Source organism: Simiduia sp. 21SJ11W-1 (genome assembly GCF_024138675.1).
Taxonomy (GTDB): Bacteria; Pseudomonadota; Gammaproteobacteria; order Pseudomonadales; family Cellvibrionaceae; genus Simiduia.
Genome location: NZ_CP090959.1, coordinates 1316564 through 1340978, shown reverse-complemented (window position 1 = coordinate 1340978; position 24415 = coordinate 1316564). Strand labels below are relative to the sequence as shown.

The 24415-nt window shown below is 55.7% G+C and carries 20 protein-coding genes; 8 read left to right on the top strand and 12 right to left on the bottom strand.

The window, feature by feature from the left end:
- Nucleotides 1-77: 77 nt before the first annotated feature.
- The 5 genes from L1F30_RS05960 to pdsR form a co-directional block, all read right to left on the bottom strand.
- Complete coding sequence (locus tag L1F30_RS05960; RefSeq protein ID WP_253360644.1) at nucleotides 78-1541, bottom strand: diguanylate cyclase domain-containing protein; 1464 nt, start codon at nucleotides 1539-1541, stop codon at nucleotides 78-80.
- 83 nt (nucleotides 1542-1624) lie between these two features.
- Entirely contained in the window at nucleotides 1625-2467 is an 843-nt protein-coding gene (locus L1F30_RS05955; protein ID WP_253360636.1) for a DMT family transporter, read from the bottom strand.
- 824 nt (nucleotides 2468-3291) lie between these two features.
- Complete coding sequence (locus L1F30_RS05950) at nucleotides 3292-4005, bottom strand: OmpA family protein (RefSeq protein WP_253360634.1); 714 nt, start codon at nucleotides 4003-4005, stop codon at nucleotides 3292-3294.
- Between the two features lie 332 nt (nucleotides 4006-4337).
- The gene (locus L1F30_RS05945; RefSeq protein WP_253360632.1) at nucleotides 4338-6383 is read right to left on the bottom strand and encodes an ATP-binding protein; all 2046 of its coding nucleotides are present in this window, start codon (nucleotides 6381-6383) and stop codon (nucleotides 4338-4340) included.
- Nucleotide 6384: 1 nt separating this feature from the next.
- Nucleotides 6385-7074, bottom strand: a complete 690-nt coding sequence (gene pdsR, locus L1F30_RS05940) for a proteobacterial dedicated sortase system response regulator (RefSeq protein ID WP_253360630.1) — start codon at nucleotides 7072-7074, stop codon at nucleotides 6385-6387.
- A 210-nt stretch (nucleotides 7075-7284) separates the two neighbouring features.
- Between pdsR and L1F30_RS05935 the strand changes: the two genes are divergently transcribed.
- Both L1F30_RS05935 and L1F30_RS05930 read left to right on the top strand, forming a co-directional pair.
- On the top strand, nucleotides 7285-9615 hold the full coding sequence (locus L1F30_RS05935; RefSeq protein WP_253360628.1) for a marine proteobacterial sortase target protein: 2331 nt from the start codon (nucleotides 7285-7287) through the stop codon (nucleotides 9613-9615).
- Nucleotides 9612-10325: a class GN sortase gene (locus L1F30_RS05930; RefSeq protein ID WP_253360626.1), complete on the top strand. Its 714-nt coding sequence runs from the start codon at nucleotides 9612-9614 to the stop codon at nucleotides 10323-10325. The genes L1F30_RS05935 and L1F30_RS05930 overlap by 4 nt, the downstream gene beginning before the upstream one ends.
- Before the next feature lie 16 nt (nucleotides 10326-10341).
- Here L1F30_RS05930 and L1F30_RS05925 read toward each other — a convergent pair whose 3' ends face one another.
- The 3 genes from L1F30_RS05925 to L1F30_RS05915 form a co-directional block, all read right to left on the bottom strand.
- Nucleotides 10342-11301, bottom strand: a complete 960-nt coding sequence (locus L1F30_RS05925; protein ID WP_253360625.1) for a sensor domain-containing diguanylate cyclase — start codon at nucleotides 11299-11301, stop codon at nucleotides 10342-10344.
- Complete coding sequence (locus L1F30_RS05920) at nucleotides 11301-12311, bottom strand: response regulator (RefSeq protein ID WP_253360623.1); 1011 nt, start codon at nucleotides 12309-12311, stop codon at nucleotides 11301-11303. Before L1F30_RS05920 ends, L1F30_RS05925 begins: the two co-directional genes overlap by 1 nt.
- 87 nt (nucleotides 12312-12398) lie before the next feature.
- Complete coding sequence (locus L1F30_RS05915) at nucleotides 12399-14207, bottom strand: aminopeptidase P family protein (protein WP_253360621.1); 1809 nt, start codon at nucleotides 14205-14207, stop codon at nucleotides 12399-12401.
- A gap of 161 nt (nucleotides 14208-14368) precedes the next feature.
- Between L1F30_RS05915 and argS the strand changes: the two genes are divergently transcribed.
- Entirely contained in the window at nucleotides 14369-16102 is a 1734-nt protein-coding gene (gene argS / locus L1F30_RS05910) for an arginine--tRNA ligase (RefSeq protein ID WP_253360619.1), read from the top strand.
- 90 nt (nucleotides 16103-16192) lie between these two features.
- Here argS and L1F30_RS05905 read toward each other — a convergent pair whose 3' ends face one another.
- The 3 genes from L1F30_RS05905 to L1F30_RS05895 form a co-directional block, all read right to left on the bottom strand.
- On the bottom strand, nucleotides 16193-19534 hold the full coding sequence (locus L1F30_RS05905; protein WP_253360618.1) for an EAL domain-containing protein: 3342 nt from the start codon (nucleotides 19532-19534) through the stop codon (nucleotides 16193-16195).
- Nucleotides 19535-19740: 206 nt separating this feature from the next.
- Nucleotides 19741-19971 (bottom strand): SlyX family protein, encoded by a 231-nt coding sequence (locus L1F30_RS05900; protein WP_253360616.1) that lies wholly within the window; start codon nucleotides 19969-19971, stop codon nucleotides 19741-19743.
- 9 nt (nucleotides 19972-19980) lie between these two features.
- Nucleotides 19981-21135 carry a serine hydrolase domain-containing protein gene (locus L1F30_RS05895; protein WP_253360614.1) on the bottom strand — a complete coding sequence of 385 codons (1155 nt, stop codon included), beginning with the start codon at nucleotides 21133-21135 and terminating at the stop codon, nucleotides 19981-19983.
- A gap of 88 nt (nucleotides 21136-21223) precedes the next feature.
- On the opposite strand from L1F30_RS05895, the gene L1F30_RS05890 reads away from it, so the two are divergent.
- Complete coding sequence (locus tag L1F30_RS05890) at nucleotides 21224-21838, top strand: LysE family translocator (RefSeq protein WP_253360612.1); 615 nt, start codon at nucleotides 21224-21226, stop codon at nucleotides 21836-21838.
- Nucleotides 21839-21859: 21 nt separating this feature from the next.
- On the opposite strand, the gene L1F30_RS05885 is transcribed toward L1F30_RS05890, so the two are convergent.
- Nucleotides 21860-22699: an ion transporter gene (locus tag L1F30_RS05885; RefSeq protein WP_253360610.1), complete on the bottom strand. Its 840-nt coding sequence runs from the start codon at nucleotides 22697-22699 to the stop codon at nucleotides 21860-21862.
- Nucleotides 22700-22837: 138 nt separating this feature from the next.
- On the opposite strand from L1F30_RS05885, the gene L1F30_RS05880 reads away from it, so the two are divergent.
- From L1F30_RS05880 to L1F30_RS05865, 4 genes are all read left to right on the top strand, one after another.
- Nucleotides 22838-23164 carry a hypothetical protein gene (locus L1F30_RS05880; RefSeq protein ID WP_253360608.1) on the top strand — a complete coding sequence of 109 codons (327 nt, stop codon included), beginning with the start codon at nucleotides 22838-22840 and terminating at the stop codon, nucleotides 23162-23164.
- Nucleotides 23157-23480 carry a stress response translation initiation inhibitor YciH gene (gene yciH / locus L1F30_RS05875; RefSeq protein WP_253360606.1) on the top strand — a complete coding sequence of 108 codons (324 nt, stop codon included), beginning with the start codon at nucleotides 23157-23159 and terminating at the stop codon, nucleotides 23478-23480. Before L1F30_RS05880 ends, yciH begins: the two co-directional genes overlap by 8 nt.
- Before the next feature lies 1 nt (nucleotide 23481).
- The gene (locus L1F30_RS05870; RefSeq protein ID WP_371922650.1) at nucleotides 23482-23727 is read left to right on the top strand and encodes a DUF3820 family protein; all 246 of its coding nucleotides are present in this window, start codon (nucleotides 23482-23484) and stop codon (nucleotides 23725-23727) included.
- Nucleotides 23728-23856: 129 nt separating this feature from the next.
- A complete protein-coding gene (locus L1F30_RS05865) occupies nucleotides 23857-24402 on the top strand; it encodes an energy transducer TonB (protein WP_253360604.1) in 546 nt (181 codons plus the stop codon).
- The last annotated feature ends 13 nt before the right edge of the window (nucleotides 24403-24415 follow it).

The following is a 24415-nucleotide window of genomic DNA, read 5'->3' as shown; positions in this document are numbered from 1 at the left end:
GGGAAGTTGGCGTACGATTGCAAGGCGGCAGAAGCTGTTCGTTTTTCAACCAAAACATTGCAAGCCGGCGTAGCCTGCTAAGCCAAGGTAATCTGGTTTTTGCCTCGCGCTTTACTGGCATAGAGCGCTTCATCGGCCCTATCAAGCAGGGTAAGCTCGGTATCATTAGCTTGCACAAGCGTGGCACCAATACTAACGGTGATAGCAAAACTGCCCGTGAATGCCTCCGCGGCTACCCGCTCGCAGATTTTCTGGCCCAGGCTTTGAAGCGAGCTTTTATTGCAATGGTGCACTACCACCACAAACTCCTCGCCCCCCCAGCGGCCCAACAAATCGCTCTCGCGGGTGTGGGTTTCCAGCAGGCGCGCCAATTCAACCAGCACCGTGTCACCCGCCAGATGCCCGTGGCTGTCGTTGAGTAGTTTGAAATCATCTACATCTATGAGCATGACGCCAAAGGGCCGTAAATCGCGCTTGAACAAAGCCAATTCACGCTGAATAAATTCCGATAACCGGTAGCGGTTCCAGAGGCCTGTGAGTTGATCTTTACGGTATAGGTGCTCCAAATCCGATTTTTGCGACTCTAGCAATGCCAGCCGCGATTCGCGCTCATAGCCCACCACCGCGATCACATACACCATGAATGAGGAAACGGCCAAATACAGCTGCAGCTGCAATAGCGATTGAGTTTGCGAATCTGACACCAGCGGGCCCACGTTTAACCAAATGGACGAGACCGCCACAAACGCCAGCAATGCCTGGGCTGTAAATGCCAGGCGTTGTTCGTAGTTAATCACCAGATAAAAAGCCCCGGGGATTAACACCATGGCGCCATAGGCAAGCACCTGAGGTACATCAATCAACCCAAAAAAGGCGCAAGCATTGACCGCCACTACTGCGTTTACCACCAAAAAAACCCAAATGCGATGGGCGTACTTTTTTTGGGTTGGAAACAACCAGCTTAATATCAGAGGCCCGAACACCAAGGCCCCTACCCCGTCACCCACAAACCAGGTATATACCGCGGCCCACCAATAGGCAGATTCCAGATGCCCAAAAAGCACCATGCCGGTTATGCCAAATACCGCACTGATAAAAGGCCCCAATAGCACGGCAAACAAGGCGTAAATGACAAAGGGCCGGGGGGCAGTAAAGGGGTAGCAAGAACCCGTTAAGCGCACAATAAACTGGGCCATCACCACGGTACTTAGCACATCGCCCACACCATTAAAGCTGGCCGAGGCCACGGCAGCCAACACGCCTGCAGGCGAATCAAACTGGATGTACGCCCAGATGTTGCCACCAAAAGCGCCCAAAAACACACCCGGCCAAATAACGGGCCCGCGATACAGCGCCAAGGCCACCATCAACCCGGAGGGAATCCAAAAGGGGGTGACATTGCCAGGCTCAATGGCGAACACCTGGCTTACGCGCGCGAATACCACGTACAGGGCAGCCACTGCCAGAATCTCAAGCGGACGATAGTGGCGTAAGTTGGTAAGTACCACTGGCGGGCTTTGGTGGGTGCGGAAGTCAGTCAATACCGGGCCGGATTTTAAGCTGAGAATAGTGACAGTATAGCCGCTATCTGGCAGGTGGCCGTGCTGGTATCAGTGCAGCGGCGTTAACTTCTGGTATGGGCTAGGGGGCGAATAACCAGCGCAATACCGCCCAGCACTACCGTGCAGGCCACCAACAAGCGAACGCTCAACAGCTCTTGCAAAAACAGCACACCCAACATGGCCGTAAGCACTGGCACCGTTAGCTGTACCGTGGAGGCCGTTGCCGCACGCAGCGATGGCAGCACCGCATACCACACCGCGTAGCCCGCGCCCGAGGCGAGTGCACCGGAGGCAACAGCGTAAAGCGCGCCGGCACTGTGCCATTTAAATTGGCCAGCCAAGAAAGGCCACACCAGCAGCGCCATCACGGCTGCGCGCAGGAAATTGCCGGCGGTCATGGATGTGGCGCCCACAACGCCGCGGCCGAGTAGCGAGTAAACTCCCCAGGCCACACCTGCCAATAACATAAGCATGGCAGCCATCAAAGGTGGAGCAGACACACCGGGCAGCAACAAGCCCACCAAACCCGCGCACGCAAGACACACGCCCAGCCACTGCCACCTGCTGAGATGTTCGCCGCGGGCAAGCCCTACACCGATCATCGTCACCTGCACTGCTGCAAATAAAATCAACGCACCGGCGGCCGCCGTGAGCTCTATGTAAGCAAAAGAAAACGCGCCCGCATACACAAACAGCATGGCCGCGCCCAACCAGCTGCCCGCGCGCCACAGTGAGCGGCGCTGAATCAGCACAATACACCCAAGTACCAAGGCGCCAGAAAGCAGCCGTATTGCAGTAAAGCTTGCGGCATCTAAGGCGGTATCTTTCAGCGCCAGGCGACATAAAATGGAGTTGCCCGCAAACGCGCCCATGGCCACCAGTGTGAGTGAGATGGTTTTAATCACTGTGTGATCCGTCGGGAATATTAAATGTGGGGGCATCCTAACATTTAAGGCGCAAAAGCGGTGATTGTGTGTGGTTTGGTAGAAGGTTTGGGTTTTACCTCGCCCGTTGTAACACCGCTCTCGGGCGTCACAAATGAAGGTGTATTTTAGAAATAGAAAGGCTGTGGTTAAAGCACGCCGACTCGCCATCCCAAGTAATAATTGGGTTCTGCTTAGCCTGCTTCAACACCGCTCCCGGGCGTCCTGCCCTGCTCGGTGTACCTACATCCCTGGCACTCCCTTGCGTCATCTGTGCACATAGTGTTGTCGCTCTAAAAGTATTCGGCAGTGACCTTGAGCACGCCGACCCGCCATCCCAAGTAATAATTGGGTTTTGCTTAGCCTGCTACAACACCGCTCCCGGGCGTCCTGCCCTTCTCGGTGTACCTACATCCCTGGCACTCCCTTGCGTCATCTGTGCACATAGTGTTGTCGCTCTAAAAGTATTCGGCAGTGACCTTGAGCACGCCGACCCGCCATCCCAAGTAATAATTGGGTTTTGCTTAGCCTGCTACAACACCGCTCCCGGGCGTCCTGCCCTTCTCGGTGTACCTACATCCCTGGCACTCCCTTCCGCCATCCTTGGCTCACGGGATGTACCTACATCCTGTAGGCAAAAAAGCCCACGGGTTTCCCGGTGGGCAAGACTGTGTGGCAGCACAGTTAATTACGCATTGTTGATTAGCAGATAGTTTCACTCCTCCTGTTTGTGGTCCCCAACCAACGCATCCTTGTGTTACTTGGGGTGGGCAAACCGGGCCTCCTTGCCCGGCGACCTTACAGGATTAGTGCCCCATGGCCATGGCTTCAGGCTTGGGCTGATGAATGGTGATGTCTACCCGGCGCTCAAGTGCGTAGGCTTCCAAATCGCCGCGTTGCGCCTTCGACTGGCCGGCACCAAAGGCGCTCACGGCAATGCGATCGGGCGCAACACCTGCGGCTTCCAAAAGCTGCTGAACAGACATGGCCCGGTAGTGTGAGAGTACGTTGTTGTACTCATCGGTGCCGCGCGGGTCTGCATGGCCATTTAATTGAATGGCAAGTTCCGGGTTTTTCGTCAAAAAGTTAGCCAAAGATTGCACCTGCGCTTCGCCTTGCTCGGTGAGCACATCGGAGCCTGTGTGGAACAGCACCTGCAACTGCAGCTGATCCAATGCCAGTTCCTGCAGCTCATCCATGCGCACCTCTTGTGCAGAAAGCATCTCGTTGCGTGCTGAAAGTTCTGTACTCAAAATATCCACCTGCTGTTCGGAGTGCGCCAGTGCCACGGCTAAATCCTCTTGTTCATCTACCTGTTTAATTTGCTCGGCCACATACACGCCACCGAGTGCGCCAATCAACATGCCGATGGGGCCACCCACCATGGCACCCACTACACTGCCGGTGGTAAATGCCGTGCCCTGTTTAAGCTCCGTTACACCCTTGCTGGCAGCCTCTACAGGCAAAGTGGCAGCTGAGATGGCGGTTGACAGTGCGGCAAATGCGATAATCTTTTTCATAAGGTTTTCCTGTTCGGTCAATTCATGGGGTTGGGTTGTCTACTTCGGGGAAGGGCTGTCTCCCTGTCCTTGATGCTTAGTAAAACAAGCCAAACAGGCAAAGCGCGGGCACAAAAAAGATAGAGCGCGGATCAATTGTGGCGAATTGTGGCGAGTGCCATGTAATGAGCAGACAAGGGCGCTAGCGTGCGAGTTTGCAGCGCGCTCCGCAGGGTATTTACGACGTGTAAAAAGCTACGCCACAGATTTCATACCCGGGCAGCGGTTAATGTTACTGCGTTAAGGGCAGTTTCAAGGAGTATCTTGTATTGATGCCTGAAACTATTGCCCGTTTAGCTTTTCGGCACAGGCAGCCGCACTTCAAACTCCACGCCAGTGCCATCGGCGCGATTGCGCGCACTGACCTCGCCCTCATGAAAGGCAACTATCAAACGCACAATGTGTAACCCAAGGCCAAGGTGGGTTACAGAATTATCCGTGCGGTTGCGTACAGATACCAGTGAATCAAACAACTGGTGCTGCATTGCCTGTGGCAGCAAGGGCCCATCGTTGCTGACTTGCAAACAGATGTGCTGCCCCTCACGGGCAAGTGCCAACACTATTTGCCCATCGGGCGGGCAAAAATCTACGGCATTTTCAATAAGCTTATCCAACAGCTGCACAATTAAATCTGGCGCCACCTGCGCTTGGAAGTTGTGCAGATCTTTGTCTTGGATACGCAGCGCAATGGGCCGCTTGAAAGTATCGCTATAGGCAACGGCGAGCTCGGTGGTAAGTTCGGCGAGATTAATTGGCTCTTTATCTGCCTGGGAGAGAGAGGTTTCCAACCGCGTGGCAGCACTCATGGCGTTTAGTATGGCCGAGAGCCTATCAGCACCGGCCTGCGCGCGAGTGTGGTACTTTGCCAATGAATCCTGGGCATCCGCTAGCGGCAACTCTTGCGCCAGGTTATCAAGCGAGCTTTTTACCACGGCAAGGGGCGTTCGCAACTCGTGCGACAGCTTGCTGGATAACGACTGTAAATAGCGGGTGTAATCGCCCAAGCGCGTTAACACCAGCGAGAAGCTGCGGCTTAAATCACCCAGTTCATCGGCACGCTTGGCATCGGGCAACTCGCTGGCCACAGCGCCGTGTTCATCCATGGCTTGATCAGCTGCGTGCGCCAAGCGCCGTACGCGAAAACTCAACCAACTGGCGTAGCCCAGCAAGCCAATTCCCAGCACAGCCACTGTTAGCAGGCAGTAAACAAGCAGGCGCCACAATGCCTGCTGGGTGCCTGCATCTTGCGCGTGGGCGCTTTGCTCCAGCACAATGAAACCGGCTATTTCAGCGCCGGAAAATACCGGCACAGTCACCTGGGCAACCCAACTGTCGCCCGCATAAAACCAGCGGGCTGTTTCACTTTTTTCAAACACAAGCCTTCCCGCCCGTGCAGCATCGCGCCACTGGGGCAAATCAGGCCTTGCAAGCAAAATGCGCCACAACCAGGCATAGGGCGTAGCGCGGCGCTCGCCTTGTTCATAATCATCGCGCGCACCCTGAAAGCTGCCGGCATCGGCCAACAGCCAATGCCCTGGCGATAAAATCATCCAGCGCTGATCAGTTTCTGCAAACACGGCCAATAAGCCGTTGAGCTCATTGTGTTGACGCATCACCGGCGGCACCGGCCGTTGGCTTGGGCTGCTACTCAAACGTACAATCTGGGCACCGGGTGCCTGGCTCACCAAGGTGAAGGCCAGCCCTTCCTGCACATCGGCCGCCGGCATTTGCAGCTCTAACTGATAGCCACCTACGCGCTCTTGCCAAACCACACTGATGCGATGCTCAAGTTGCGCACGCGCGCCCTCGAGCCTGTATACCTGTGCACGCCCGGGCGCACTGGCAGATATGACATAGTCCTGCGGCCGGCCTTGGCGATTACGCGTGCGCAGCACCAGGTGATCGCCACTGGCCACGGCGTCGCGAGCCGGATTGTGGTAGTGCACGTTGCCATCGCGCACGTTGATAAAGGCATACAACTGGTTGCCAAACTCACCCAGTTTGACCTCTGCCTGTAGCTCGCTGCTGCCGCCGGAAAATGCTGTGGCATCAAAGGGGAAGTGCCGCCACTCATCGTCGTAACCGTCTAAGATTGGCGGCGCAATCAAAGGGTGTGCGTATAAAGGTGTTGTGCCAACGGGTGCCAGGTAGCGGCTGGTGAGCGCCAGATATTCGCCATCGCTCGCCAATAATTTTGACACAGCACGGGCACTTGCCTGCATGGCAGAAAGTTGCCCTGCGCGCAGTACCGACTGCATTTCAGACACATACTGTAACGCAGCCCAAGGCAACACCAGGCTTAAGGCCACCAGCAAAAACAGTTGGTGCCTCAGGCGCACGTCAGGCGTCCCACCGGTAGCCCATGCCGTAGGCGGTTTTTATACAATCAAATGCTGCATCTACTTGCATAAACTTTTTGCGCAAGCGTTTGATGTGCGAGGTAATGGTGTTGTCGTCAAGCACTACGTTGGCGGCGTCCATAAGTTGCTGGCGGCTTTTTACGTGGCCCGGGTGTTTGACAAGCGCCTGTAAAATCCACAGCTCGGTAACGGTCAACTCGAGGGTGACACCTGCCCAACTTGCACTCATGCGATCCATATCCAACACCAACTTTCCCCGTTCAATGAGTTCGCTTTTAATTTGGCTGGCATTAGCGAGTGCATCTATACGGCGAAATAACGCGTTTACGCGCGCGAGCATATGGGGCTGGCTAATATCTTTGGTGAGGTAATCATCTGCACCCAAGCGCAAACCCGAAACCACATCAAAATCACTATCGCGTGCGGTTAAAAAGATAATGGGTACCGAACTTGAAAGGCTGCGTAACTCGCGACACAAATCAAAGCCGCCCTCATACTCAGCACCCAGGCCTACATCAATAATGGCCAAATCCGGAAGGCGTGCCTGAAAGGCCGCCAACGCACTTGGGCGATCGGCATAGGTGCTCACCTTAAAGCCTTGGCGCTCTAACGCTGCACGGCAGTTTTCTGCCAGGTCGGCCTCATCTTCAACAACAGCGATATGTCGCACGCGAACCCCTCTAGGTAATTGATTTGGCAGAGCGCATTGTAACCAGTTACAGCCTTTTAGGCACCTTGGCTACTGCATGGGCAATAGGTTGCCACAATTTGCCACAATTGATCACCGTATCATCGCATTTGGCACACGGAAATTACCCAAAGTGCTGGCATAAATAAACCTACCTTAACTTTCACAGATTTACCCAGGCAGGTGTGTGCTATGTGCTTTACTCCCAGAAAAATTCCCAAACATTTAATTTTGGAACAACCCCAAAAACCCAGCGTATGGACGCGCCATTGGTTGTTGATAGTGGCAACCAGTACATTATTTTTGCTGGGGCTGGCACTGGCCGATGCAAGCCAGGCAGCCCTTGGGAGTGACTCTGAGCCACGGCCAACTACCGGGGCATTTAACCCCGAGCACAGCCAATCCGGCACCCTGGCCTTTAAAGTGGGCCAGCAATACCGCCAGGCCACCCATCTGGAAAGCGAAGCCCTCGTTGAAATTAACGGGCTTGTGGCGCGCATGCAGCTTACCCAGCATTTTAAAAACACCACTGATCAATGGCAGGAGGCCGTGTATAGCTTTCCGCTAGCCGAAACCGCTGCTGTCAATCGCATGGAAATGCACATAGGCGAGCGCCGCGTGGTGGCCCGCATTCGTGAACGCCAGCAGGCCCGGAAAATTTACCAACAAGCCAAAGCTGCCGGGAAATCTGCTGCCTTAACAGAACAGCAGCGGCCCAACCTGTTCACCCAGAATATTGCCAACATCGGCCCGGGTGAAACCGTATCCATTGAGCTGCACATTACCCAACCCGTGGAATATCGCGACGGCCTTTTTCATTGGCGCCTGCCTATGACCTTAACGCCCCGTTACATTCCAGGCGCCCCACTTCGCGCCGCAGCCATTGGCGAGGCGAATCAAGAAAACCCGCAGGCACCTGCGGCAGGTGTGGCGGCTCTAGGCCTGAATAATACAGAACTTGACTTCACAAATTTTGGCTGGGCGCTGCCCACCCAAGCGGTACCCGATGCACCGCTCATTAGCCCCAAATACCACCCGGCGGCTACGGCCAACACCAACCCTATGCGGCTACGCATTGCACTCACCGCCGGCCTGCCGCTGGCGCGCATTGATGCAAGCTACCACGATATCAATTTAGTTAAACAAGGCCCCACCCATCACGTGAGTACGCGCACGGCGCAAGTGCCCATGGATCGCGATTTCGAATTAACCTGGCAGCCCGTCGCCCACGCCCAACCGGAGGCGGCCTTATTTAGCGAAACCCTATACGGTGAGCGCTACGGTTTGCTGCTGGTGCTGCCTAATGATTTGCAACCGCAAGCAGCCGAACTGGCGCGCGACATTACTTTTATTATTGATACTTCAGGCTCTATGGATGGCCCCTCCATCGTGCAAGCAAAAGCCAGCCTGCAGTTGGCGCTATCGCGCCTGGGCCCGCAAGACACCTTCAACATCATTGAATTTAACTCCCAGTTCAGCCAGCTATTTAGAACGCCACAGGCGGCCAGCACGTACAACCTTGGCCTGGCCAATGCTTTTGTAAGCAGGCTCTCTGCCAGCGGCGGCACCGAAATGGCGCCGGCACTTGCCGCCGCCCTCGCCCAACCAAAAACAGAAGCAGGGTTGCGCCAAGTGGTGTTTATTACCGATGGCAGTGTGGGCAACGAGCAACAATTATTTTCGCTAATACACCAAAAGCTCGGCACCACCCGCTTGTTTACTGTGGGCATTGGCGCTGCCCCAAACAGCTATTTTATGCGCAAGGCCGCGCAATTTGGACGCGGCAGCTTCACCCACATTGGCAGCACCGCAGAAGTTGCCGAGAAAATGAACGCCCTGTTTACCAAACTCGAAAGCGCGCACCTTACCCAGCTAGCCATTACCCTGCCCGATGGCGTTAGCGCAGAAATCTGGCCTGAACGCATACCGGATGTCTACGCCAATGAACCCTTACTTTTAGCCATGAAATTTTCCGGCGCCAATCTGGAACACTTGGCCCTGAAGCCTGTGCACGAAACACAACTGCACATAGAGGGCATTACTAGCGCAGGCCCCTGGTCGCGCACCCTTTCAATGGCAAACGTTTTTGCGAAAGGCCAAGCCCAACAAACACCAGAAACCAAATCACCCAAAGGCATTGCCACTTTGTGGGCCAGGGCAAAAATTGAGGCGCTTTTGGATGAAAAAACCCGCGGTATTGCGCCCTCGGAAGTGCGCGATAAAGTGCTGCCCATAGCGCTGCAACATGAACTAATTTCACCCTACACAAGCCTGGTTGCCGTAGATGAAACCCCACGGCGCGCACAGGATCAGCCACTGGCCAGCAACGCCGTCACCAACCTGCTGCCCCGCGGCCAACAGGCACCGAGCCTCATGTACCCACGCACTGCAACGGGCGCACCTGTGTGGCTGGCTGCAGCCTTTATGGCCCTCGCGCTTTCGCTGCTGTTACATCTTTTGCAGCCCAGCTCCGCTCGGGCGCGCGCGCAGGCAGCACGCCTTTTGAAAGGCGGCAACCTATGAACGCCGCTTGGTTTTTAAAGTACCCATTGCCCCAAGCTCGGGCAATGGTGGTGGGGCTGCTTGTTTTGTTGGGCCTTTACTGCCTGTGGGCGGCAAGCTGGATACACCTAAAAGCCTGGCTTGCACAACAACTGATTGATCGCGCCTGGGCACAAACCTTACACCAACCCTCGAGCGGCGCACTCACGCCCTGGCCCTGGGCCGACACCCAACCGGTGGCAAAGTTGCGCCTGCCCAGTGGCGAAGAATTGATTGTATTGGCCGGCGCACAAGGCAACAGCCTGGCCTTCGGACCAGGGCTTGTGGAAGGCAGTGATTTACCGGGTGCGGGCTTTGCGGTGATTGGCGGGCACAGAGACACGCACTTTGCGCCATTGGCACACGCCCTGCCGGGGCAAACGCTGGCCGTTAGCACGCGCACGGCTACCACCTTATTTACTGTCCGGTTTGCGGGTGTGGTGGATATTCACGAAACACCCTTGGTGAAAGAAAATAGTAACGCACTGGTACTGGTGACCTGCTACCCCTTTACCGGCTTGCAGAGCGACCCCACGAAACGCTGGGTGGTGCATGCTGTAGCTAAACATGCTGTAGCTAAAGAAGTTAAAGAAGGTGCAATAGAGGAATTGGAAAAACCTGCAGAGCAGCGGGCCAGCTTCCGCGCCAACGCCCGAGGCCGCCCAGGCGGCACAACAAGCTTCCGGTTTTAAGGCGGGCCGTTAAGCCTTAGCTGGCAGGGCCAGGCAGGGGGGCAACACAGGTTTGGTTGCGCCCCCCGTGCTTGCATTGGTAGAGCGCCTGATCAGCCGCTTCCAGCCAAGCTGTTTCAGATTCATAGTGCGAGGAGATTTCAGCCACGCCCAGGCTGATAGTAAAGGTGATAGTTTGATCTTCGTGGGTAACCACTTGCTGCTCAATAATTTTACGCAGCCGCTCTGCAAACACCCGGCCTCCCGGGCCGTCTGTGTGGGGCAAGATTACGGTAAATTCCTCGCCGCCATAACGCCCCACGCAATCGCTATCGCGTGCGCATTCCTTTACCAAGTCTGCCACCAGCTTAATCACCTCATCGCCCGCCTGGTGGCCGTAGGTATCGTTAACTTTTTTGAAGTGGTCGATGTCAAAAATCACCAAGCTGTATTGGCGGTTATAGCGCTTGTGTAACGCCCAGGAAGATTCCAGCTGTTCTTGCCAGTAACCGCGGTTAAACAAGCCCGTAAGCCTGTCTGTACGGCTTAAAATCGCCAACTCTTTATTGGCAGATTCCAGGGCAAGTTTGTTAGTGGCAATATCGGTGACATCGTAAAGCGTCATGGAAACCAGATCGGTTTCACCGCTGGCACTGCGAATGGCACGCAACACAATGTTCTGGAACATGAAGTGGGATTTGGCGGTAATGGGCCGGTAGGCCGAAAAACCCATCAGGTGTGGCACCTGCTCCCAGGTAATAAACACTTCGTTTTCCAGCAGCAGTACTGTATCCAGCTCGCGCTGAAACCAGGGCTCCTTCATGATCGGGTAGACATCAAACAAACATTGCTCGCGCATTTCTGTAGAGCTGAAACCCGAGTGGTTTTCCATAAAATGGTTCCACACGGCAATCTTGCCGTTGCGATCAAACACCACCAGCCCCAGGTCGATGTGGGTCACCATGTCCATCAGCCAATGAATTTCGCGCATTTCCATCAGCCTGCCCCTCCATCCAACAACAAGCCCACGCGATCAAGCATTTTTTTGCCGCTGACCTTTGGCAACAGAATCATCAAATCGCAACCGAAATTCAGTTCAGAAAATTCATAGGGAATTTCAATAAGCAACACATCATCGAGTGCAGAGTTGTATACGAACTCGCTGCCCATCACATTCTGGCCCAGCAAAATAGGTTGGCTTTTACTGAAGGTGAGATCTACCTCGTGACCAAAGCGCGACAAAAACGCACCAATCAGCACGGAGGCTGCATCCAAAATGGGCGCATTGTTGGTTTCGGGTTCCGATTTTAGCGCGGCCATCAGCTTGCGCAGGCCCGTGACGCCATCGCGATCTGCGTAGAGAATGGCTTCACCGGCAAGCCCGCGGGATACAAACCCCTGCGACACCACCGTTTGGCCACCCAGTTGAAACACGCCCATAGCCATTTCAAGCTCCGCCGGTGTTAGCCAGGCCACATTGGGAATCGGCAGCTGAATAAATGTTTTAAGCAATACCGCAAGTTTGGCCGCGGCATCGCCCATGGCGATGTTGGATACTTCGCGCAGGCTATCGAGTGGGCTGGTTTCGGTATCGGGAGTGGTTATAACTGGCTCAGGTGTTGCCTCCGAACTGGCGGGTGTTGCATCGCCAATAAAACCGTAGTCGCGCAGGGTTTTGTGCAGTTTATCGGTATCAATGGGTTTTTGAATGAAGTCCAGGGCGCCCAAGGCCATGACTTTTTCACGGGCCTGGGGCTGAATGTCGCCTGAAATCACCACAATGCCGCACTCGATTTGCCGCTCGCGAATGGCGGCCAGGGTTTCAAAGCCATCCATAACCGGCATGGTTAAATCCAGTAGCAGCAAATCGATGGTTTGCTGCGCCAGCACCTCCATAGCCATAGCGCCGTGCTCGGCAAAGGTGATTTGCTCGGCAAAGCCTGCCGGCAACGAGCGCGCAGCCTGCTTGCGCGCCATGCCGGAGTCATCACAAATTAAAATGCGCACTGATTGCCAAGTTTTCCTGTTCGAAAGCCTGCAATCAGTATGGCAAAGATGGGAAGAATTGCCTGCTTGGCAGGCAATTGAATAACCCTAAGCGCCGATGGGCTGGGTGGCTTGGGTTAGCCAGTGTAAATCTTCCCCCTCCAGTTGCGGGGCCATGGCATCGAACACCCGGCGGTGGTAGCGGTTTACCCAATCAATTTCGGCACGGCTCATGAGCGAGGTATCCATCAGGCGGGTATCCATGGGTACCAGAGTCAGGGCTTCAAATTCGTAGATTTCCCGCTCGGCGCCGGCCAAGGCCTCACAAGGGCGCACCGCTACCAGGTTTTCCAGGCGGATGCCGAAGGCGTGATCACGGTAGTAGCCCGGCTCATTGGAACACACCATGCCCGGGAGCAAAGCCACGGCATTGGGGCCCTTGGAAATACGCTGTGGGCCTTCGTGAACACTCAGGTAGTGGCCCACGCCGTGGCCGGTACCATGGTCGAAATCAAAGCCCGCGGCCCACAGGTACTGTCGCGCCAACACATCGAGCTGGTGGCCGCTGGTGCCCTTGGGAAAGCGCGCCTGATCCAGCGCAATGTGGCCTTTGAGCACGAGCGTGACCATCCGGCGCATGTCATCGGTCACCTGGCCTATGGCCACTGTGCGGGTAATGTCGGTGGTGCCATCTGGGTATTGGGCGCCGGAATCCACCAAATAAATGCTGTTGTTGGGCAGCATGGCCGGTGTGCCGTTCATGTGGTTGTAGTGGCACATGGCCGCATTGCCGCCAGCGGCGGAGATGGTATCGAAGCTTAAATCCAGAAATTCAGGCAGCTGCTGCCTGAACCACAACAGCTTATCGGCAAGCTGGCCCTCGTCATAAAAGCGCCCTGCCGCCACTTCGCGATCAAGCCAGGCCAAAAACCGGCACACCGCGGCGCCATCACGCAGATGCGCCTGGCGAATACCTTCCAGCTCGGCGGCATTTTTGGCAGCCTTCGGCAGGGCTACCGGGTCCATACCGGCAATGAGTTCAGCGCCGGCCTGCTGCGCCTGCTGCTGGCACCAGGCGTTGGATTCTGCCGGGTCTGCCAACAGGCGCTGGCCGCCAAGTTTGGCGAGCGCGCCCTCCAGGGCAGTTTCCGGCTCGAAACGCACCCCTTCGCCCACATGCTCAGCCAAAGAATCTATGCGTTTGGCCGGGTCTACAAAAAATGTCATCTGGCCATCGGCATAGAGCAGTGCCGTACCCAGCACCACCGGTAAGTAGGGGATGTCGTCGCCGCGAATATTCAGCAGCCAGGCGATGGAATCGCAGGCAGTGATGAGCGCCACATCAGCACCGGCCTTGGTAATCAGCCCACCTACACGCTTGCGCTTCTCTGTGCTGGTGGCACCGGCTGAGCTGTGCGGGAACAGGCGCAGCGGCGTGGCCGGGGCGGCCGGACGATCCGCCCAGCTGGCATCTACGGGGTTTGTTGCCAAGGGGGCCAGCGTCAGGCGGGCGGGCTTGAGCGCCTTTTCAGTGGTTTGGGCCCAGGCCAAGGTGTGCAGGCGCGGGTCGTAGCCGATTTTGGCGCCGGCGGGCAGGCGTTCGGCCAGCCACTCTGCCAGTGAATCACTCATGCTGTGGTAGCTGTAGCACTCGGCGGGAGCCTGTGAGCGCACCTGAATGGTGTAGCGGCCATCCACAAAGATACCGGCGCTGTCTGCCAGCACCACCACAAACCCGGCCGAGCCCGTATAGCCCGATAACCACAAAAGCCGCTCGTTGCAGGCAGGCACATACTCGCCCAGGTACTCGTCGGCCCGGGGCTGAATGTAGGCCGCAACGCCCGCGCTTGCCATGTGGGCGCGTACAGCTGTGAGGCGTGCCTGGATTTCGGCGGTTTTTGTTGCTTGCTGGGGCATGAAAGACTCCTGTTAACCCGAATTTACTTGCCAGTGTAACGAACACCAGCGGCCTTTACACAATGCAAGCCAGATTGCGCCTTGCATATGGCTCTGGGGCCGTTAAAATTCGCATCCTTTTCCAGTTATCTCAGCGCGGGCACAGGCCTGCAACGGACCTTATGAATATCCGCGAATTACTCACCCAGAAAGCGCAAGCAGCCATGGCCGCCGTTGGCATCCCCGAGGGCGTTAACCCCAATGTGGCACCGGCCAAAAAGGCAGGCTTTGGCGACTACCAAATCAATGGCGCCATGGCCGCCGCCAAGCAGATGAAAACCAATCCGCGGGCACTGGCCGAGCAAATTGTGGGCGCGCTGGCACTCGACGAGGTGGCCGATAAAATTGAAGTAGCAGGCCCGGGTTTCATCAATATTCACTTAAAGCCCGAGTGGCTGGCCGCGCAAGTGGCCCATGTGATTACCGATGCACGCCTGGCGCTGGCACCTGTGGCCAAGCCCGCCACGGTGGTTATTGATTACTCATCGCCCAACCTCGCCAAAGAAATGCACGTGGGCCATATTCGCTCAACCATTATTGGCGACGCCCTGGCACGGTTGCTGGAATTTCAGGGCCACAAGGTTATTCGCCAAAATCACGTGGGCGATTGGGGCACCCAGTTCGGAATGCTTATTGCCGAGCTGGAAGAGCAGCTGGCCACCCAAGACAGCGAAGCCTTTGCGCTGAAAGATTTGGAGCAATTCTACCAACAGGCCAAAAAGCACTTCGACGACGACGACGCCTTCGCCCAGAAAGCCCGCGACTACGTCGTAAAGCTGCAAGGTGGCGATGCCCACATTTTAAAACTGTGGGAAAAGTTCAAAGATATCTCGCTGCAACACGGCGAGGAAAATTACCGCACCTTGAACGTCACCTTGAGCCGGGCAGACGTAATGGGCGAAAGCGCCTACAACGAAGATTTACCGGTACTGGTAAAAGATTTGCTGGCGCGCGGCATTGCCGTGCAAGACCAAGGCGCCTTAGTTGCCTTTTTGGATGAAATGAAAGACAAAGAGGGCAACCCCTCGGTTGTGATTATTCAAAAACAAGGTGGCGGCTACCTCTACGCCACCACCGATCTGGCCGCCATGCGCTACCGGGTAAACACACTCGGTGCCGATCGCATCATGTATTTTATTGATGCCCGCCAATCACTGCACATGCAGCAGGTATTTACCCTTTCGCGCAAGGCAGGTTATGTGTCTGACGCTGTCAGCCTTGAGCACCACGCCTTCGGCACCATGATGGGCACCGATGGCAAGCCCTTTAAAACCCGCTCGGGCGGCACCGTGAAGCTTGCAGAATTGCTTGATGAAGCCATTGAGCGAGCAACCCAAGTGGTAAGCGAAAAAAATCCGGAACTGTCTGCCGAGCAAGCCAAAGAAATTGGCCGCAAAGTTGGCATTGGCGCGGTGAAATATTCAGACCTTTCCAAAACCCGCACCAACGATTACATCTTTAACTGGGATGCCATGCTCGCCTTTGAAGGTAACACCGCACCCTACCTGCAATATGCCTACACGCGTATTCAAAGTATTTTCCGCAAGGCGGGCGAACAACCCGCCGATGCACCGCTGCTGCTTGAGGCAGAGCAGGAAAAGGCCCTGGCACTGCGCCTGCTGCAATTTGGCGAGGCATTAAACCAGGTGGCCGCCGAGGCACTGCCACACGTATTGTGTAATTACCTGTATGAGCTGGCCAGCCAGTTTATGAGTTTTTACGAGGCCTGCCCCATTTTGAAAGACGGCATTCCGGCCCCCGTAAAAGCCAGCCGCCTGGCTCTGAGCCAGGCCACGGCAAAAACCCTGGCACAGGGGCTGGATTTATTGGGCATTGAAGTCAGCGACAAAATGTAATCGCACAGATGAGCCTAGAAACTAGAAACTAGAAACTAGAAACTAGAAACTAGAAACTAGAAACTAGAAATTAAAACTCAGCTTCCAGGCTCAAGAAAAATCGGGCAATTCATCGCCCTCTTCACGGTCTGCCGACCAGGGCGCGGTTTGATACCAACCGGGTACGTCGGCAGCGGGCATGGGCCTGCCCAGGAAATAGCCCTGCGCCTGATTACAGCCCATCTCTTTTAAACAATCGAGCGTGGCCTGATCTTCCACCCCTTCGGCCACCACGTGCAAGCCAAGGTTATGCCCCAGGTTGACGGTAGAGCGCACTATCACTTCGTCTTGTTTATCTTGCAGCAATAAACGCACGAAAGAGTAATCGATTTTCAGTGCCTGTACCGGCAGGCGTTTAAGATAGGCAAGCGATGAATAACCGGTGCCGAAATCATCAATGGAAAGCCGCACACCCAAATCGCTGATTTGCTGCAGCAACAATAGCGCGCGGCTAGGATCTTCCATAATGGCGCTCTCGGTAATTTCAAGTTCCAGCGCCGAGGCGGGCAATTCATTTTTAGCCAGCATTGCCTCAAGTTTTTTCGGCAGGCGTTCATCCAATAAGTTGCGGGTAGATAAATTCACCGCCACTGAAACGTAAAAGCGCCGCCGATGCCATTCGCGGCACTGGCGAATGCTCGCCTCCAACACCCACTCAGTAAGGGGGTGAATAATGTCGGTGGCCTCTGCCATGGGAATAAAATCGCCCGGCGGCACAAACCCCATGGTGGCATGATTCCAGCGCAACAAGGCTTCAAAGCCGTGCAGGCGGCCGGTATGCAGCTCTACCTTGGGCTGGAAATACATCATCAATTCATTGGCGCGAATGGCGCGCCGCAAATCGCTCATGAGCGCGAAACGCTTGGGCGAGTGCGGGTCTATTTCGGGGCTGTAGATTGTAATGCCCGAATACTGCGACTTGGCGTTGTACATGGCTACATCGGCGTAGCGCATGAGTGTACTCACATCATTGGCCTGATCCGGGCGCAGTGAAATACCAATAGCGGCACCTATTTCGCTGTTAAACCCCTCAAGCTCATAGGGCTCGCGGATGGCCTCAAGTAACCTGTGGGCAATCACTACCGCCTGCTGGGGGTTGCGAATTTGCGGCAAAAATACGGCAAATTCATCGCCACCCAGGCGCGCCACAAAGGAATCTACATCACTTAACTCATCTTGCAGGCGCGGGCCAATTTGCTTGAGCAACTTATCGCCTATCAGGTGGCCGAGGGTATCGTTCAAATCCTTAAACCGGTTGAGATCAATGAGCAACAGCGCCATTTTCTGTGACTCCGGGCGCTCGCTTAACTGCTCTTTAATTGTGCGATACATGAAGTTGCGATTGGGCAGGCCCGTTAGGGAGTCGTGCTGGGCCTGGTATTCCATTTCGGCCAAATAGCGTCGTTTTTCGGTGACATCGCGGGTGGTACCCCAGACGTGTTTCAATAAATGGCCGTCGAGAATACCGAGGGTTGATACCGTGAGTTCAAGCCGTTCACCGGAGGCCTTATCACGAAAGGTGTTAATGTCGCGCAGGCGGTAGCCTGAGGCAATAAACTGGCGCATGCCTGCGCGGTGCGCCTCAATCCCGTGATCAAACATCGGCATGCCAAGCAGCGATTGGGCATCTTCGCAATCGCGGAAATCCGCCATCACCTGATTGCACTCGGAAAACAGCGCCCGCTCGGCCAGCTGCTCCACTTGTTTTTCAACGGGTTGACGGGTGTCTATGGGTGGGTCTATGCGGCAACACCAAATGCCATCCATGCTGTTGGCAATAAATGCGCGGTAGCGGCTTTCACTATCTTGCAGCTCACGGGCTATCACCTTTTCTTTGGTGATATCGCGCATCACCAGCAATACGCCGTTAACCTGGCCTTGGGAATCTACCGTGGGGGCCTTATCTGAATTAAACCAGTATTGGCGGTTGCCAAAGTGCAGCGATTCGGTCACCCCCAATTCCGGAATATTGGTGCGCACCACTTGCATCACTTCACGCTGTAATTGCGCCATTTGATGGCAATCGCGAAACACTTCTACCAGGGTTTTGCCCACCAGCGTGTCGCCTTTGAAAAAATCACTCGCCACAGCGTTGGCGTGTTTTACCCGGCCCCACTTATCAAGATAAAGAATGATGTCTTGCACGTTATCCAACAGCAGCCGCAGCTCTTGGCGTTGGCTGGCAATCACCTGGCGCTGCTCGTGCAGATGGGTTATTTCGGTGAGCATATGGCCCACGGCGAAGGTGACATCTTGTTCGTCGCGCACCAAAAAGCTCGACCAAATAAACAAGCCCGGCTGCTCGGCAGCCAACGGTAAACTTTGCTCGGCGGTAATGGCCTGGCCCTGGGCCAACACCTGTTGTTCGCGCAGTGCAATGAGGTTGGCGGTGGCGGCATCAAGCAGGTGCTCGTCGCGCATGCCTTGCACCTTGGTGGCGCCGCCCATGAACAATTTCAGGTAGAGTTCATTGGCAAACAGGTAGTTGCCATCCAGGTCCTTTACCGCCACCGGAGGTGCACCGCGTTGGCCCAACACCCCCGTAAGCAGCTGGGTGTTGCGGGCCAAATCGTAGCTGGCGCGTAATTCTTCCGATCGGTTTTCATACACCACCAATACACAGCGCAGCTGGCCTTCGTGATCCAGCAGGGGTGAATGGGTGGCGCGCAAGTGCAGCGTGGGAGCCTCGGCCGGCTGGATATCCAGCAGCCGTGCCAGCTCAAAAGAAAAGTTAAAGGTTTGCGATTGGCCACCGGTTAACTTTATGGCGATGTCGGCACGCTCGTCATCGGTGAGCGAGCAGCCCGGGTGTTTCAGCAAATCGAAGTGGGTGTGGGTTTGCAAAAACTGGCCCGGCATGTGTTTAAACAGCCGCTCCCAGGCAGGATTAACCCGCATCATGTGGCCTTCTGCATCCAACAGTGCCTTGGGCACATGGCTGTGCTGAAACAGGCCATCAAATAACAGCGCATAGTTATCCGAGGCAATGGGCCCGGTTGGCAACGCACCGGTAATCATGCCGGTGGCGGCCCGGGTAGAGAGATCGAAGTTGCCAAAGAGCACCAGCTGGCAGCCGTTTTTTAGGGTTAGCGGGCACTGAAACCGGGTATTGGCGCCCTTGAGCATACGGCCCACTTGCGCTAACAACACCGCTTGGTGATCCATTGCCACCAATGACAGAAAATCATCCAAACGGCCAATGCGCTGGCTGGCGGGCAATTGGGCAAGGGCAAGAAATTGGGGCGAGAGCAGAAATTCACCGCTGGGTATATGCCAGCGCCACAGGCTCACCTGGTTGTCGTTCATTACCTGCCAGCACAAAGCCGCCGCGGTGCTTTGATCAAGCACCTGCTGGTGGGTGTTGGCTTTGGTCTGGCTAAGCGACGCCGTCATTGCGAGCGAACTTCTCCGCGGTACGTCCGTATTCAGTGTGAGTCTAGCTGACTAATACTCCAGTGCCGGCTAAATACCCGTAAATCCGGGGGCTTTGGCGGATTTTCGTGCCAAAAGTATGAGAAATAAGGTCAATGGCTAGCACTAATTTATATCAATGCACAAATACCTAGCATCTGACTCTAAATAGCGCCCGGCCGGCCTACCTAGTAGTGGGGTGGGCGCTCATCGCTGATTTCACCACGCTGATCAACCCGGTACTGTAAATCCAGGTGCTTTTCACTCAGGCTTTTTACCTGTTCACGCAGTTTGATCAACTCGGCATCCTGGCGCGCCAGCACCTTGTTTAACTCGCTTAACATGTCTTCTTGAAACACCAAGCGAATTTCCAGTTCTTCCACGCGACCCACACAGGTCGCCAAGCTATCGTCAGACATCACAGCCTCCTAAATGACCTGATATAACGCATCTATTAATTTTTGGGCCCGGCTATCAATTAACAAGCTTTGCGCCATGTGATTAGACACAAACCCGAAGCTTAGCTGGTAATCCGGATCGGCAAAGCCCAGGCAGCCACCGGCCCCGGCGTGGCCAAAGGCCCTTTGGCCGCGGCCTAGCCTACGATCTGCCCCCTCCTGGGTGAGCATAAAGCCCCGGGAGAAACGCATTGGGGTTTGCAACACACGATCAACACCCGCGCTTTGCTCGCGCCAGCACTCGGCACGCAGTGCTGCCGGCAACAGGGTTTCGGTATTGATCAGCGCGTCATACACGCAGGCTATATCCCGGGCGCTTGCGTGGCCGTTAGCGGCCGGAATTTCGGCACTGCGCCAAGCCTCGCCATTGGTGCCTACCATCAGGCTCATGGGGTTGGTGAAGGCCTTGTTCACCACCCCTTGCGGGTCGTCTTTCATGGCGCGCCCAAGCTGGAGCACACCCTGCTCGGCCTTGGCACCGCGAATGGCACTCACCTCAGCAAGGTCCGGTTGTTCAGCGGCTGGCACACCAAAGGCAATGGCGGTATCGAGCGGGCCGTTTACCCGCGCATCAAACACCTCGGCAAACTGAGCGGCACCGGTTACGCGCTTGATGACCTCTGCGAGAATCCAGCCATAAATTATGGGCGAGTACCCCTGGGCGCTACCAGGCTCCCACCAGGGCCGCTCGCTGGCAATGCGTTCGGTAATGGCGGGGTTGTCGAAAATAAGCGCGTCTTTCACAGGCTCGTGAAAGGCGTTCACGCCTGAACGATGACACAACACCTGCGCAAGTGTGATGTCTGCCTTGCCGTTAGCGCCAAAGGCCGGCCAGATATCCGCAATGGGTTTGTCCAAATCCAGTAGCCCCTCTGCCACCAGCTGCAGCACCACCAGTGCCACCAGCGGTTTGCCGGCAGAGAATATATTTACCCGCGTATCGCGCTCCCAAGGGCTGCTCTGGGCCTTATCGCGCGCACCGGCCCACACATCCAGCAGGCATTCGCCGTCGCGGTAAACCGCCAGCGCCGCACCTTGCGATTGCGTGCTTTGCAGCCCGGCAAACACCTCGGCTACCGGCTCTAGCCCCGGTGCAATTTCGCCCTCAAGTGGAAAAGCGGCCATAACATCGCCCTGTGCAAAAGCTGGCAATTGTACCGCGAAATCTGCACACTCCGAGGCCGAATTTCAGGAAATGCGTTGAGGTTTACCCATGCTGTTAAGCAGTTGGCTCGCGGTGGCGGGCATTTGCACCCTGGGTGCCATGTCACCAGGCCCGAGCCTTGCGGTGGTAATGAACAATACCGTGTCCCACGGGCGCCAGGCGGGCATGCTCACGGCCCTCGGCCATGGCTTGGGCGTTACCGGCTATGCCGCAGCCACCGCACTTGGGCTGGCGGTGATCATTGCCAGCTCACCCATGATCTTTGATTTGATTCGCTACGCAGGTGCGGCTTTTCTGTTGTATTTAGCCTACAAAAGCTTCACTGCAGGGAAACCCAAACCACAAGAAACAGGCAGCCAGCCCGAGCCCGATCACAAGCGCAAGGGGTTTATCAGCGGCCTCTTGATTGCTGCGCTAAACCCGAAAATGGCGGTGTTTTTTCTGGCGCTGTTTAGCCAGTTCATTGATACCGGGGCAAGCCTGCAAGATAAGCTCATTCTTGCGGCAACCGCCGGTGTGATAGACACCCTCTGGTATCTGCTGGTGGCCTGGGGCTTGGCCACGCCTGCTGTACTCACCTGGCTTTCGCGCCATCAGGGCCGCATTAACCGGGTATTTGCCGTAGTGATTGCCGCGCTCGCGCTCAGTATTGTCTGGCAATAGTACGCGGAGCAGGTGGCGCGGCTAGGTATCGCCTTCAAGCCCATGGCCGCAATGCTTGCAAAAGCGTGCGTCTATATCGTGATCGGCCTTGGTGCAGCGCCCACAGCGCACACTCTGGCGCTGCTGGGTTACCTGTTGCACAAGTTCTGCGGTAAATATCCCCGTGGGAATGGCAATGATGGAATAACCCGTGAGCATCACCAGTGCGGCTAAAAACTGCCCAAAGCCTGTTTGGGGCGTAATGTCGCCATAGCCCACGGTAGTAATGCTCACAATGGCCCAGTAAATACTTTTGGGGATACTGGTAAAGCCGTTTTCCGGCCCTTCTACCACATACATGAGCGAGCCAAACACAGTGGTAAGCACCAACACCGAGCTGAAAAATACGAGTATTTTCCGGCGCGCCATCACCATTGAACGCACCAGCACATTGGCCTCTTTTAAATAGCGGGCCAGTTTTAAAATGCGGAATATTCGCAACACCCGCAGCAGGCGAATGGTGAGCAGGTAATTGATGTCACCAATAAACAGGCCCAAATAACTCGGCAGAATAGACAGCAAATCCACTAGCCCGTAAAAGCTTTTTATGTAGGCCCAGCGGTTATCAGACACATAAATACGCACACCGTATTCCAGGGTGAAAATCAGCGTAAACACCCACTCGGCAACAGTGAGCGCAAACTGCCAGGATTCACCCAACCCACTCACAGACTCCAGCATCATCACCAGCACGCTCACCAGAATTAGCGCAATCAACACCAGATCGAAGGTGCGCCCGGCCGGGGTATCAAAGCCGAAAATCACCTCTGCAATGCGGGTGCGAAGGCTTGCAGGTGTGTGTGGCTCGGGTGTGTGGCTCATTATTTGCCCTGAATTGTGTGCATGATTGAGGATCGTGGTTGCTCGCGTGCTGCCAAGGATTACAATAGCCCACACAATTTGCAATGCCTGCAGGCCGCTCGCCACCTCAGGTGGCCGCTCAAATAATCGAGAATGCCTATGTCACTGATTTTATCCCGCTTGAAATGCCCCTGGTGCGAAACGCCCGTTACCAAGGCCGAGCTCAAAGAGAAAAACCTGTTGCAGGTGTACCTCAAGCGCCAGGCCTTCCCCTGCCCCCATTGCAATCAATCCATCACCCTGCCCGAGCGCGCCGAAAAAATGATCAGCAGCGGCTTGTTTGTGTCTGTTTTTCTGGCGCCGGTTTTCGCCTACGGCGGCTGGCTGTCTATCAACCCTGCCCTGCTGTTTTCTCTGGGCGTGGCACTGGTATTAACGGGCGTTTACTTTCAAAAATTGCAAAAGGTCACCGCTTCCCATGAGTAAAAACAGCCGTCTGGTATATTCCACTGAAACCGGCCGGGTAGATGAAAAAGCCCCAAGCCTCACGCCACCGGCCGGCGACGGCATAGTGCGCATTACCCGCAGCTCCAAGGGCCGCGGCGGCAAATCTGTGAGCGTGGTAACAGGCCTGGGCCTTGGCAAAGATGAACTGAAAACCTTGGCCAAGGCACTCAAGCAGGTGTGCGGCGTGGGCGGCTCAGTAAAAGACTGGGACATAGAAATCCAGGGCGACATGCGCGAGAAGCTCAAGGCCGAGCTGGAAAAGCGTGGCTTTACCGTAAAACTGGCAGGAGGCTAAGGTGCAACCCTTTCCGCCCGAATACCTGCGCTTGCTGGTGACAACCCCTATGCCCTTCGGCAAGTACCAGGGCCAAATGCTAGCCGATTTACCCGAGCCCTACCTCGTGTGGTTTCACGGCCAGGGCTTTCCCAAGGGCAAACTTGGCGAGCTGTTGGGGCTGATTCACGAAATCAAGGTCAATGGCCTTGAGCCCATTCTCGAGCCCCTGCGCAACCGGCCGGCAAGCTTTAACCCCCGCGCCTAAGCGCCCTACCCCCGCTAAACCCCTCTAGCCCCCATGTGGCCCGGCTTTTGCTCTAGTCACCTTGAGTAAGGTAAACATGGGTCGGGTGTCAATTTTTTGGCGGCCCACCCAATGGCGAGGGTTTCCAACATGGATTACGCAACATTCTGGGCGCTGCTCGATACGCTGGCAAAAATTGCGATGGGCGCGCTGCTACTGGGCGTGGGGCTTTGGTTTACCCGCAACCGCACAGCCAACACACCCACATCACCCGATGCGGTGGCCGCCAAGCGCAAGCTCAAGGTATATGAAGAAGTGTCGCGCCAGATGGGCAACGTCAGCCATATTTTCGCCAAATATTCGGCACTGGTGATTGAATCTGTGCGTTTTGGCGCTCGCTGGCCACAGGCGCGCCGGGCCGAGCTTGATAACATCAACAATGAACTGGTGCAGGAGTTCCGGCGCATGGCCGATGCCGAGGCCAACCTGTTGCTAATTGGCGAAAAGGGGCTGGAGAAAAACCTGCGCTTATACGGTGCGCAAATTGCCCTGTTTCGAAAGCAGGTTTACGTGGGCCGGCGCGACATCAGCAACCAGGAAATTGCCGACCTAAAGCAAGACATCTACAAATTGCGCGAGCAGTTTTACGATGTACTCAGCAAAAAATACGACGACAATATTCGCAAAAGCGCCTGACAATACACAGGCT